9 protein-coding genes and 1 pseudogene are annotated in these 13,141 nt (G+C 40.1%); 8 read left to right on the plus strand and 2 right to left on the minus strand.

Annotation, left to right across the window (positions count from 1 at the left end):
* Positions 1 to 860: 860 nt before the first annotated feature.
* Positions 861 to 5,576, plus strand: coding sequence for an AVAST type 4 anti-phage nuclease Avs4 (avs4, locus tag BCF53_RS18580; protein WP_132704185.1), 4,716 nt, complete (start codon positions 861 to 863; stop codon positions 5,574 to 5,576).
* A gap of 321 nt (positions 5,577 to 5,897) precedes the next feature.
* Here avs4 and BCF53_RS18585 read toward each other — a convergent pair whose 3' ends face one another.
* Complete coding sequence (locus tag BCF53_RS18585; protein ID WP_165901997.1) at positions 5,898 to 7,118, minus strand: MFS transporter; 1,221 nt, start codon at positions 7,116 to 7,118, stop codon at positions 5,898 to 5,900.
* Positions 7,119 to 7,221: 103 nt separating this feature from the next.
* Between BCF53_RS18585 and BCF53_RS18590 the strand changes: the two genes are divergently transcribed.
* From BCF53_RS18590 to BCF53_RS18620, 7 genes are all read left to right on the plus strand, one after another.
* Positions 7,222 to 8,142 carry a LysR family transcriptional regulator gene (locus BCF53_RS18590; RefSeq protein WP_132704189.1) on the plus strand — a complete coding sequence of 307 codons (921 nt, stop codon included), beginning with the start codon at positions 7,222 to 7,224 and terminating at the stop codon, positions 8,140 to 8,142.
* Between the two features lie 298 nt (positions 8,143 to 8,440).
* Positions 8,441 to 9,043: a hypothetical protein gene (locus BCF53_RS18595; protein ID WP_132704191.1), complete on the plus strand. Its 603-nt coding sequence runs from the start codon at positions 8,441 to 8,443 to the stop codon at positions 9,041 to 9,043.
* A gap of 117 nt (positions 9,044 to 9,160) precedes the next feature.
* Positions 9,161 to 9,871, plus strand: a complete 711-nt coding sequence (locus BCF53_RS18600) for a hypothetical protein (RefSeq protein WP_132704193.1) — start codon at positions 9,161 to 9,163, stop codon at positions 9,869 to 9,871.
* A 246-nt stretch (positions 9,872 to 10,117) separates the two neighbouring features.
* A complete protein-coding gene (locus BCF53_RS18605) occupies positions 10,118 to 10,594 on the plus strand; it encodes a hypothetical protein (RefSeq protein WP_132704195.1) in 477 nt (158 codons plus the stop codon).
* A 92-nt stretch (positions 10,595 to 10,686) separates the two neighbouring features.
* Complete coding sequence (locus tag BCF53_RS18610; RefSeq protein ID WP_132704197.1) at positions 10,687 to 11,346, plus strand: hypothetical protein; 660 nt, start codon at positions 10,687 to 10,689, stop codon at positions 11,344 to 11,346.
* 81 nt (positions 11,347 to 11,427) lie between these two features.
* Positions 11,428 to 12,378: an FRG domain-containing protein gene (locus tag BCF53_RS18615; protein WP_132704199.1), complete on the plus strand. Its 951-nt coding sequence runs from the start codon at positions 11,428 to 11,430 to the stop codon at positions 12,376 to 12,378.
* A 144-nt stretch (positions 12,379 to 12,522) separates the two neighbouring features.
* A complete protein-coding gene (locus BCF53_RS18620; RefSeq protein WP_132704201.1) occupies positions 12,523 to 12,708 on the plus strand; it encodes a hypothetical protein in 186 nt (61 codons plus the stop codon).
* Here BCF53_RS18620 and BCF53_RS18625 read toward each other — a convergent pair.
* A pseudogene (locus BCF53_RS18625) lies at positions 12,684 to 13,067 on the minus strand (IS21 family transposase); the annotation flags it as partial. The gene BCF53_RS18620 and the pseudogene BCF53_RS18625 sit on opposite strands and share 25 nt — an antisense overlap.
* Positions 13,068 to 13,141: the final 74 nt, after the last annotated feature.

A 13,141-nucleotide genomic window follows, 5' to 3' on the forward strand; every position in this document is an offset into this window, starting at 1 on the left:
GTCTAATTCACTTCTTGCCGGGAGCGAAAAAGACGGAGTATTGCAGGTCACCTCCATTTTTTGAATGTGTGTCGCACTTAGTTTATGAATTCGGCAGTTCATTCAAGCATGGTGGTATGGACGCATCCATGATGAAGCGGGGAGTTTGAAACACGGATAAAGCCTTTTACGCTAGGCAGTAAAGCTGAAAGGTCTGCAGAATGGAGATTCGAACATGAAACCATGTGTATAAGTATGGTATCTCAAAGGGGCTGCTTTCATGGAGAGCACCAATTACTAAAAAGTATTATGAGATTTAATATTTTTTAGTAATTTTAGTAATTCCTTAAAAATCAACAGCTTATAAGTCAAAATAGGATTGACAGTGATTTGCACTGAATTCCTGAATCGCCCAGAAGAACAAAGCTAGTTGGTATTTTCTATAGTCGCTCAAACTCAATCTGACAGGATCTAAAGCAAGCTCCGCCTTGTCCTGACAACTCATGTAACTCATTTCTGTCCAACTTCGACTTATCCTGGAAGCCGGAATCAAAATTGCCCCAAAACAACGAATATACCACTGTTCAACTTCTCACCTAATCTGATCTTTGTTGTTTGTGATATGCGAATCCAAGGGTCCGTATTATTAACAAGGAATTGCTTTAACTCCTATTGCTAAGATTCTGAATATAGGCAATATTAGATGGAATTTTAAACAATATAAAAAGTAATGTACGGACCCGGCTTATCCGGCTCGGTCCATACATTCCACTGTTATACGTTGCCGCACGAGAGGCTGTACTCGATAAAAATCGAACATAAAGTAGAAGCACAAAATTCTTGGCTTCCAGATAAATTAACTAGGAAATGGATTAACTACATTGATAAAGCCAGATTGGAATATATTTAAATTCAAATTCACTGACAATCCTCAATTTCACTTTGAGTGGCTGTGTTACTTACTTTTTTGTAATGAATATGGAAAGAAAACTGGAATTTTTAGATATAAGAACCAATCAGCAATTGAAACAGATCCTATTGTTGACGGCGATGACATTCTTGGCTGGCAAGCTAAGTTTTACGGTACTGCATTATCTGATAATAAAGACGATATTCTCAAAATGCTAAAAAAGGCTAAACGAGACTATCCCAATATAACTAAAATAGTATTTTATACAAATTCAGAGTGGGGGCAGTATAAAGGCAAGGAGCCTTCTGGAAAAAAGGAAATTGAAAAGGAAGCAAATAAACTATTAATAACTATAGAATGGAGATGCGGAAGTTATTTCGAATCTCCTTTCGTAGTAGAAGAAAACAAAAAAGTATGCTCTCACTTTTTTGTAGAATCGGACAATATATTTGATCTATTACTTACTCTTGTTTCTCATACTGACAGGCTACTTAACAAAATATCTGAGAATATAGACTTTTATGGTAAAAGCGTTGAAATCGACCGTTCGAGTGAGCTTTCAAGCATCAATACAAGCGCCAACCGAGCAGCAATAATTAGCGGTGAGGGTGGCACAGGAAAGACAGCCCTCATAAAGTCTCTCTACAAAAATAGAGACCCACATTCAGCCTTTTATGCTTTCAAAGCCACTGAATTCCAATCAAATAAAGTTGAGGAAATTCTTTCTGGCGTTTCTTTGGATGACTTTTTGACTGCTCATCTAGGAGTTGACGAAAAAATAGTAGTAATTGACTCTGCCGAACACCTTTTGTCACTAGAAAATACGGATCCTTTCAGGGAGTTTGTAACAGGATTACTAGAGAATGGTTGGAAGGTATGGCTCACTACTAGGAATAATTACCTTAATGATCTGGCATTCCAATTTATCGAAGTTTATCAATGTAGCTATGAAACGATAAGCTTAACTCCTCTCAACTTAAAAGAGCTAAGAGAGTTAGCGGATAAATATAATTTTGACCTGCCGACCGACCAGAAGTTAATCGATCTAATTTCTGTGCCTATGTATTTGAAAGAATACCTTAGACACTATACAGAAAACAAATCCTTGGATTATTTGGGGTTTAAAAACTCATTATGGCCAAGGGTTATTTTGAAAAGTAATCCTGAGCGTGAAAGAGTATTTATTGATTTCTGCGTTCACCGGGTAAATAGTGGTCGTTTCTTTATCCCAATGGGTGCTCCTTCATCCAGTAAAAATGTTATTGACGGTCTAATTGTGGACGGCATATTAGGTTATGAGTCTCCACACGGTTATTTTGTTACCCATGACCTCTACGAAGAATGGGCACTAGATAAACGACTTGAGGCCTCTTTTCTGGGAAACGCAACTTCATCAGATTTTTTTGACGAGATTGGTAAATCATTACCAGTCAGGCGAGCATTTAGAAAGTGGCTTTCAGAAATGTTATCTCAAGAAAATGAAGAAATACTGACATTTTTGAATGAATCCCTAACGTCTAGCTCAATTGAAAAAATATGGTTGGATGAAACTATTGTGGCCATTCTGCTTTCTGATCATTCCGGCGTTTTCTTTAATTCATATAAAGATAGGCTGTTAAGTGATGATTGCTCCCTGCTTAAAAAAGTATGTCTTCTAGTCCGTATAGGCTGTAAGGAAGTAAATACTGATATTTTTGAAAAAATAGGTATAGAAAATATTGGTATTCTCTCGATGGAATATGTATTGACCAGGCCAAGAGGTGATGGATGGGAAGCTTTAATTCGATTCATTTGGGACAACAAGAGTAAGTTTCTAAAACATGCAATCAACTTTGTCTTACCAGTATTGAACGATTGGAATAACAATAATAGATCGGGTGAAACCACAAGAATGTCCAGTTTGCTGGCGCTGGAATACTACGAAATAATGCTTAAAAACGACACTTACTACACTAGGGGTGACGACTTCACCAAGAACCTTCTTCATACAATCATTTTTGGCTCTAAAGAAATTAAGCAAGAACTTTCATCGATTATTGATCTAGTGGTAAACAATAGGTGGCGTAACCATAATGATCCATACAGCTCTTTGTGTGGCTATATCTTGTCAAAAATGGAATGCGCCACAGTTGCTCAAGTAATCCCAGAAAAAGTTATTGATCTTGCCAAATTGTACTGGACTCATGTTCCTCCAGAAGATGAATACTACTATTCAACCTCCGAAATAGATCATTATTTCGGAATTGAGCATATCAGCCAAGACTATTTTCCTGCCAGCGCATATCAAACACCAATCTATAGCCTGTTAGGAGCAAATTTATACAAGACGCTAGATTTTATCATTGAGTTTTCAAATTACGCAGCCGAAAAATATGTCAACTCGTCCTTGTCAGTAAATGAATATGAAACTGTGCCGGTATGGATTAATGAAGGCACAATGGCTGATCAATATATGTCTAACCGTCTTTGGTGTGTATACCGAGGTACTCAGGTTAATTCTGACATCTTAGAGTCTATAAACATGGCTCTAGAAAAGTTTCTTATAGAGCGAGGAAAGAATACTCCTAACGAAACGCTTGAGAAAATACTATTAAGTATCTTATCGAGATCTAATTCAGCAATATTAACATCAGTAGTAGTGAGTGTTGTGGCTGCACTATCAGATAAGACCTTTAATATTGCCAAGGTACTGTTTCGAACTAAAGAGCTATTCCTCTACGACACAAATCGCTACGTTTTGGATAGAACCCACAAGTCTCAGTTGATCTCTCTAAAAAACAACTTTGGCATTAACGGGAATAATGAGCTTCATGAAAACGAAAGAATAGATGCATGCGATGATTCACATAGAAAATTTAGCTTAGAGCACATCATGCTGCAATATCAACTAATCCGAAAGGAAGAAATAAGCGAGAAAGATTTCATAGAAAGATCCGAGGAGATATGGCGGATACTAGACGCATATTACGAGCAGCTTCCAGATAAGGATAATGAGAGCCATTACGATAAAAAATGGCGACTATTTTTAGCTCGCATGGATCGAAGAAAAATGTCACTTGAAGCAAAGGAAACCGAAGATGGCTTCTATATTGATTTAAACCCCGAAATTGATGACGAACTTCGGCAGTATAGTGAAGATGCTTTAGAGAAAACCAATGAGGCTTATAAAAACAGCCGGTTAATGGTATGGGCAAGCGATAGATTATATGGCCGAGAGGGCTATAAGAAATATGAAGACTATGAAAATGACCCGTTAATCGCCTTAAAAGAAGTTAAAACTGTTTGGTCAGACTTAACAAGTGGCAAAGAGTCCGATTCTACTCTATTTAATCGATCTCTTCCCTCTGATGCTTGCACGGTATTGCTCAGAGATTTCGTTGAAAAATTGGACAGTGACGGCCTGAAATTATGTCGAGATATTATTTTCTCTTATGCCAGCCTTTTTACTAAAGAAGGCTATATGTATCAGACTTACGACGGAGTACTTCCCGCTATATCTGTACTACCCGTTCTGCATAATAAATTTACCGAAGATAGGGCGGATATTAAGGCGCTAATGATCCTTGCTTTGATGCGAAATGATCCCATAGGCATGATGGGGGGAGCTAGATTTAACTCAGTTCCTATTAACGCATTGCAAACTATCTGGGCAGAAGATTACGACTCTGCACTTGCTATATATATTGGCTACTTAGTGCTGGCCAAGAGACACGAAGCTTTGTTCGAAGAATTTCGAAGATCAGAGTATGAGAATGGCAACTATAATTTAAATATAGGAAAGTTCTGGAAATCATTTTTTGATAAAACGTCCTATATTTTCGAAGAAATAGCCGACGGATCAATAACTGATCACATAATCGATGATCTTGATAGTTATGATATAGACATACTTTCTACAGCTTTCCAACTAGTCCCTCTACATAGTACCTGCCCAAAAGAAGTACCTTACGCTAAATCTCTAATTGAGATTGTTGCTAGCAATATACTGTCTGATGACAGGGAGCATAGAATTGATTACCTAACAAAGCATAATTTTCTAGGATGGTATACAAAGTATGTGCTTCACTCAGATGTTAATGAAATTTCTAAGAATTTAGCGATATTTACTACTGAATTTTCGGCTAGCAAAGGTATTGTAGACTTACTAGAGGAATTCGTTAGATCTGAAGATAGAAGTGGAAAGTCAGATAATTTTTGGAAGGTATGGGATTTATTTAAAGATAACATTGTATCCTCAGCGTTGGACAGACCTTCATATCACTATTCAAAAAAAATTATTGAAGCTTATATGCTTGCATCTACCCCTTGGAAAAATGACGCAACAATCTGGCCCGCTCTTACCGATGACAAGCAAGTGTTTTTTGAAAATCTAACCGAAAAAATCGGTGGCAATGAAGCATATCTGTATAGCTTAAGCAAATTACTTTGCGGTATAGGAAGCTCCTACTTAAATTCCGGTATTTTTTGGCTGTCGAATGCGATTAGAAATAATAATATTTCTTTATCCAGAGATTATCGTGAAAATACGATGTGGTATTTAGAAAAAGCTACGAGAAAGTACGTATTTTTAAATCGGGATAAAGCCAGAAAAAACGTAAAAGTTAATGCTGCATTACTATGTATTTTTGATTATTTAATAGAAAATGGCTCAGTACTTGGTTACTTGTTTCGCGAAGACATCACATGATTTTAGGCTGCAGTTGCAGCTTTAGCATTGACGATGAAGTAAGGCTTCAGAATGTTGGCTTTTAACAGTATTTGGTCAGAAAAGAGATAGGTTAAAATACCGTATAACATGTAAGTGCAGCGGAATTCCGTCCAACAAGTGAATCAAGCTGACTACGCTCCAAACCAGCCGCATATAAGGGTGCTTTGAGGATTGATAATTCGGCACTTTCTACCGTCGTTCGGCCAAACTCGGAAATGTCCAACTGTGAGTTAATTGAGATAGCTATGGGCATTGCATTTATTTCTCATGCAAATGCAAGCACTCTACTGAGTCGCTAGATTAAGCGCGTACTACCTTTTGCCTCCATTTGATCTGCCTTGATATTGCAAAGGTTAATAGGAAGCCCGCCAACAGCCGCCAAACAGACGCAATTCCCCAGGCCTGAACAATGGGTGCAAATCCAAATGCCGCTAAGGCACTACCTGCATGTAAAGTTAGGCTCATAATGCTGTGAGTGGTAGAGCGAACGTTGTCGTTTGTTTGTAGGTTTAGCATCACATTAACCGGAATGTGAATGCAGGTAAAAATAGCCATAAAGGAAAAATAAGAGACTGCAAACGTTGAGGTTGACTGGGTGTTAGAAAGAGCAAATAGGATGACCGCTGACATCGATAATATGGCAGTAATTGTGAGCGAACTTTTAACGTTTACTCTGCTATCCAGAAAAGAATAAAAAGCCGGGCCAATGGCTGCGCTTAAGAAATACCCGGTAGTTACCCAGCCGAAGAGGGCATAGCTACCTGGGGTTGCTAGTGCCTTTAAATAGGGCTGCCAGTAAGCTTCCAGAGTGCTTAGAACCATGCCAAGGCAAACTGAAACTGATAGTAAGCTACGCATAGCATGGTTATGAGTACCGTGAAGGATTCCAGCCTTAATTTGTTCAATTACATTCGTTTTCTTCTGCCTTGGTTGTATGGTGTCGCCTTCCCTAAAGAGAAAGGGTAATAACAGTATGTGCAGGCTAGTGATCGCGGCGACAACCAGTAGGTTAGAAGAAGCCGGCAATATATACCCAGGAAAATGATGAAGGAATAAATCTGGTATATATCCTCCAAGTAAAGCGCCAATGGCAATTCCAATGGCGTTGAGTGCCTGGAAGCGGCTTAAATAAGAGGTGAGCATGTTTTCTTCGCCGACACTTCGTATTTGCTCTATTTCCCAGGCACTGACAGAGCCAGACTCTAATGCCCGGGCAGCCCCCATTAATGATAATGCAGCGAGAATCAGTACATAAGCTTCGCTGAATGTGGCTAATAGAAGTGAACCCACATTGATTAACAGAGACCACCGAAAAACCCGAATGCGGCCATATAAGTCTGCCGCCGCGCCAAGCGGTAGTTCTAAAAGCATGGTCGTGGCGCTGTAAACGCCGTATGCCACGCCAATTTGACCAAGCTGCAACCCCTTTTCAGTCATAAAAAGTGTAATGACGCACAGCAAAATGCCCTGACTAAGCCCCAATATTAAATAATGGCTCGATAGGCGAGCTCTTAAGTTCATCTGGCGTTCCTCTGGTGAATGGATGCCCATCAGAGTAGAGTGTCTTTTATGTAAACAAAATATTGATAATGGTTATGTTTATTAAACTAAAAGATGAATTGCTATGTTGAAAACGGATTGGATTGAAACACTGGCAGAGGTGAAGCGGCTTGGCAGTTTTACCGCCGTAGCCCGAAAGCGTGGGGTTACCACGATGGCCATCAGCAAGCAGATTGCTCAGTTTGAGAGCCGAATCAACGAAGCATTGGTAAATCGATCAAAGCGAACACTGACTTTAACGGAAGTGGGTGAATCGATATTGTTACGCAGTCAGCAGCTTTTAGCTGAAAAGGAAGCTTTGGATTCGTGGTTAGAAGAGCGTAACAGCGAGCCTTCAGGTACGCTTAAGGTTGCTGTTCTCGAAGAACCGGTCTTAAGGCTTACCCTAACACCTTGGCTGGGGGATTTTTTACAGCGGTACCCAAAAATAAAATTGGAGATAGAAACTTTATCCCGTATTTCTGATTTCCAGCAGGTAAAGGCCGATGTTTTTTGGGGTGTAGGGCCATACCTAGGTGAGCTGATGCCGGGCCTGAAACGAAAGCCGCTATTGAAAACTCGCTTTGGTATTTATGCCTCTCCTGAATACTTGCAGCGTTACGGAACACCAGAAAATCCATCAGACCTTAAGGGCCATTTTGTTATTGGCAGTTCTCATAACCAGCCGCCAAACTTGCTAATAGTTAAAGGAGGCCGCGACTTCAGTGATAAACGAATCGAAGGCGCGTATCTGGAAACGAAAGTTATAAGCGATAACAATGGCTTGTTGTTTGCCGAGCAGGGCCTGGGTTTAATAAATAGTGCAGAGTCTTTACTTAATCATAAGCTTTCTCTCAAACCGATGAATCTGGTGCCGGTATTGGAATCCTATTGGCTCGATGGCATTGAGGCATACGCCTATTTTCATCAGACCAAAATTGAACAGCCTAAAGTGAGAGCATTTTTAGACTTTTTCTATGGCAAGTTAGATCAATGGGGCGCTTAAATTGGAGGTATTGATTCATACGGTGGCATGAATCAGGTTGTTCTCTGGAAAGTTATTTCTGCCCCAAAGCGTTGTATATACCACTGTTCAACTACTTACCTAATCCGATCTTCGTTGTTTGTGATATATAGACCAGTGGGCCCGTATTATTAACAAGGAATTGCTTTAATTCTTATTGCTAATATTCTGAATTTACGCAATATTAGGTGAAATTTTAAACAATATAAAAAGTAATGTACGGACCCGGCTTTGCCAGCTCGGTTCTTACACTCCTCTGTCATATTTCACGGAGAGAATATTGGGTATATGTCTTAGTATTTCAGAAATCAATTGGGCTTTAACTAAAGATGTTTTTAGTATACTTGGAACATTAGGCGCTCTAATAATCGGATCAATCGGACTTTTTACTTGGAAACGCCAACTAAAAGGTACAAGTGAGTATGAGCTTGCTAAAAAAGCCATTCTTAAAACCTATCAGGTAGAACAAGCTATTCAAGCGGTTCGCAATCCAATGCTCCATTTGAAACAAGAAGAGGTTGAGTCAGGTAATCAACTTCAAGAGGAGCAACGAATCTATAATGAAAGGCTTAGTTACATGTTTGAGAAGTGGAGCGAACTTCAAACTATTCGTCTTGAATCAAAAGTTGTTTGGTCTACGAGTGCTCATTCCGCCTTCGATGATTTACAGAAAGTTATTGGGAAGTTGAAAGCGTCAATATGGTTGCATTTCTGGCTTAAAGGAGCATACGCCGCTCCAGGAGCAACGGTTGACCGAGACCCAGATAGAGTGGCGGAGAATGACAAAATTGTATATTTCATTGATGGAGAAGATGCTTTTAGTAAGGCAATAAAAAACTCAGTCATGAAAGTTGAGGGATTTTTTAGTTCTAAAATTCGCTAGCATAGAACTGAACATAGAAAACCAAATCTGCAATGGCCTAAAACTCTTTGCTTCACAAACTAGGCCAAGACAAAAAAATCTGTGCTTTTTTTCCGCAGTTTAGGAACGTTAAATCTTATGGACCACCAAGAACGCAGAGTATTTGAATACTTAAAGTCGTCGGGATTCAAGGAAGAAGAGATCGTCTTTGAGCCAGATGGCAATATCACGCCTGATTTCTTAGTAAAAGGTGAAATTGCTATTGAGGTAAGACGACTAAATCACCACTCGGAGAAAAATGGAAAAAAAATAGGGTTGGAAGTCGACAGCATCCCCTTATATCAATGTGTATCAAAAATACTACCTGAATTTAATGGCCAAATTTCAGGTAGAACATACTTTGTATTTCTTCGCTATAGTAGGCCCTTACCCAAGACAAAAAATCTCAAGCTGCTCACAAGGAAAATTTTAAGAGGTTTTTGCGAGAATCCTAGTGAAGTGAAGAGTGAAATTGGAACCGAACAGAATATAACCTACTTAATATTTCCAGGAGCACCTAGAGAAAATATAACTTTCCTGATGGGTGGTGATAACGATCAGGACAGTGGAGGTTCGCTTCTAGGTGAAATGGAACGGAATATACGACTTTGCTCCGAAGAAAAGACAGAAAAAACAAGACCTCATCGACACAAATATAAAGTATGGTGGTTAGCTCTTGTAGATCATATAGGGTACGGGCTGGATGGTATTGATCGCGAATTATTTCATAGTCAAGTGATCATCAAGCATGAATGGGACAAATTAATAGTCATCCCGCCAAGCAAAGATGTACCAGCAATTGAAATTTAACAAAGGCAGCATCGCCCTGCAGGCTGGACGGCTACGCCGCCGATGCTTTGGGCGTTGAAGATGTAGAAAAACTCAAATTTCAGAAAATCACCCGTTAGGAGAGTGCTCTGATATTATTTTTACGTAAGAAATCGAGCTATTTTTTAAGGTACCGGCCTATTTCGGGCTATAAAATGTCCATTTTTAAGAATTTTGAAATGGGTGAGGTTTTTCTAAAGCCTCGTTAACTGCTATGTGGAGTAGAGATTGATAGAACATATTGTTATGGGAATTAGTTTAGTTGCAGCTGTGATTGCTATAGCTGATTTCTTTAAGGATTTCATCAAGTATAAACTTGTCATCCTTGTGCTAGCAGTATTGCTTTCTGTGAACGTTATTTATCTATTTCATGAAACTAAAAAACAAAATGCAGTTGATTTAGTTGCAAGCGAAATGAAGAAAAGTGCAAAAGTTGTAGCTGACTCAATATTAATCACTGGTTGGGAGGAATCCGGTGATTATTTGGGATATTTAACTCAGATAACCGGATTCTATACTAGATATAAGACGTTCTTCCCAACTGAAGCAGATATATACTCAGCAGAACTAAATGATTGGAGAGAGTATTTTTCTGAGAAAAGAAAAGCACGAGAAACTATTTATTTGAGTGAGATCGCTCCTCTAAAGGGTTTAGTACAGTCTGGCGAAGAGCATATGGAGAACATCTCGAGTGAAGGCAGTTAACAAGCGCCGGCAACCAGCCCGTACCGGGCTTTGGACTAAAAACTCGCTGGCGCTTATTTTTAGCCGTTGCGGCGAACGTTAAGAATTAAACTATGACAAGTACTCAGTTAGAAACTCTCGCGAATCTAATTTCGAATCAAACTTTTACAAACGATTGGAAGTTTTACTTAGTTTTAGTTTCATTGGTTTTAATTGGATCGTTCTTTGGCGCGTATATTAAGAGCTATGCGACAGAGAAAGCTAAAAATAGCGCAATAATGTCAGACCTATCCGATATTAAGACGAAGTTGTCCGAAACAACCAGAACTACAGAAAAGATAAAAAATGAACTTAGTCACGAATATCTTAGAAGGCAGAGTCTCGAAAATCTAAAAAGGGAGAAGTTAGAAGAGTATTTTAGATTAGTATACTTAAGTAAGGCTTCACTCCAGAATGAAATGCTAAATGCATTTTATGATGTAAGTGAACCATACGACCCTGAGGCTCTGGATCGCTGTGGTATCATTCAACGCCTATACTTTCCTGAGCTGAGACAAAATCACTTAAAGTTTTCTAATGCTACTTCGAGGTATGAACAGTGGAGTGCTATTGGAAGGAAAGATAAAGCAGAGAGAATGCTAAAAGGGGAGGCTAATCCGGTACCCTCAGAAAGTATTCTTCATTCGCATGATGAGCTTTGGGAGGCCGTAATTTCTTCTGTCCATGAGCTTGTCGAAGCTGGCAATGAGTTGGCAGAGAGACTAAATTCTTAACAATTTTAGGCTGTCTGAAAAATTAACCGCTGCGCGTTTAATTTCTCGAAGCTAAAGGCGTTCAGCGACAAGGAGCATATTGTGAGTGTCGAAGATTTCTGGAGACCATTCGAAGTAGAAATAAAGGATTTCGATGGATTGCTTACAGTTATAAATCAGGTCATGGAAAAGGCCGTGTCAAAGAACATTAAATTTGCTTGGCGTGGTCAAATTGACGCAAGCTGGTCTCTTCATAGCTCGCTATATAGAAGAATGAACCTCACTAAAGGTAAGGTTCTCACGGAGGATGACATAGGCAAGGATGAGCGTGATATTCTTGCCGACCTACACCGCTGGGGACTTCACTCATCCTCACAAACTGGTCGTCTCTCAATTTTAAATCAGCTGGCGATGCTTCAACACTATGGTGCCCCTACTCGGTTAATTGACATTACATTCAACGCTTGGGTTGGGGCTTGGTTTGCTGTCGAAGAGAAGTGGAGTAATGGGCAGCAAGTTCACGAAGATAAAGATGCAAGATTGTTCGCATTTGATGTTACAGATCGTTTGATTAACGAAAGTGAGGTCTACCGTTCTTGGGAAGATGATCTCAGTAGACCCTGGAAAGAAGGTAGAGATGACGGTATAGATAAAAAAGAATGGACTACATCAGTGTTTGCGTGGAAGCCAGCAAATCTCGATGCACGTATTGCAGCTCAAAACGGTGGTTTCCTTTTTGGGGGAATACCAGCTTCAAACAAGCCAGACCGAAAGAAATTCCAGTTTCCAAAATCCCCAAATTATAAAGACGGATGGTGGCCAATCGAAGAGGGTAGAAAAGCATGCTGTGTTGCCGCTAGACCACATGTTTTCGAGCCTGCAAAAGGAAAAGGCGCTGGTTCAGGTGCACTGTATACATTCAGAATTAAAGCTGATGCCAAGCAAGATATTCGTCGGCGACTTGATAAGCTATTCGGTTATAGACACTCAACGATTTATCCGGATTTCTCGGGTTTTTCAAGTTTTGCCACACCAAAAATAAAGAGCTATTGATGATTTACGTAGCGATTAACAAGGCCATAAAATTCGCTCTCTTCGTTGGCCGGACGCTCGCAAGCTCGTGTTGAGGCTGCATAAAAAACCTCTAAATCCTTCCTGAGTACTTTTAAAATGGCATGAAGCAACGGAGTTTGTTTCATGCCAAAATTCAAGCACTACGATTTCAATCAAAGCTCAAAGCTCAAAGCTCAAAGCTCAAAGCTCAAAGCTCAATGGTCAATGGTCGTGATTAATGACCAAGAACAGCCTCAATCCGGTATGTTCGAACACGCTATTCATTACCTAATCTACAACAAGCTGGGCAGCGGCCGCAACACTGGCTGATCCTGCCGCTTAAACGCTTGCTTCCGGGTCCCGGGCAGCTGTTTAAATGGCTTACTGTTTAGATCTTCCAATAGCACCTGGATGCATTGGTTCAGCTCCGCCAGCGAGAAGAACGTTTGTCTTCTGAGCCGCGCCAAAATCCAGCGCTCGAAAACCAGCACGGCCACCTCGGCTTTCGCTTTATCTTTGGGTTTGTACGGGCGAGCAGGCATGACCGAAACCCGATAATGTTCCGCTAACTACTGGTAACATGGGTTTAGTTATGGCTCATAGCGACAGGTGTTACTGACACCGTTGCGCAAGTTATCCGGCACCAGTAACTCCGGTACACCCCCTAATGTTCGGCGACAATTAGCGTGACCGGTTGACGACAACTATCTTGGCCGGTTGGTGTGACAATCGGCATCTTGTTATCCACTACGGAGTACAAGGT

The organism is Reinekea marinisedimentorum, from assembly GCF_004341165.1.
GTDB classification, from domain to species: domain Bacteria; phylum Pseudomonadota; class Gammaproteobacteria; order Pseudomonadales; family Natronospirillaceae; genus Reinekea; species Reinekea marinisedimentorum.

Bases quoted from the DNA above. Each gene is read 5' to 3' on its own strand.
- BCF53_RS18590 (WP_132704189.1), top strand. From the start codon at position 7,222: ATGTTGAAAACGGATTGGATTGAAACACTGGCAGAGGTGAAGCGGCTT.
- BCF53_RS18610 (WP_132704197.1), top strand. From the start codon at position 10,687: ATGACAAGTACTCAGTTAGAAACTCTCGCGAATCTAATTTCGAATCAA.
- BCF53_RS18620 (WP_132704201.1), top strand. From the start codon at position 12,523: ATGCCAAAATTCAAGCACTACGATTTCAATCAAAGCTCAAAGCTCAAA.
- BCF53_RS18585 (WP_165901997.1), bottom strand. From the start codon at position 7,118: ATGAACTTAAGAGCTCGCCTATCGAGCCATTATTTAATATTGGGGCTT.
- BCF53_RS18600 (WP_132704193.1), top strand. From the start codon at position 9,161: ATGGACCACCAAGAACGCAGAGTATTTGAATACTTAAAGTCGTCGGGA.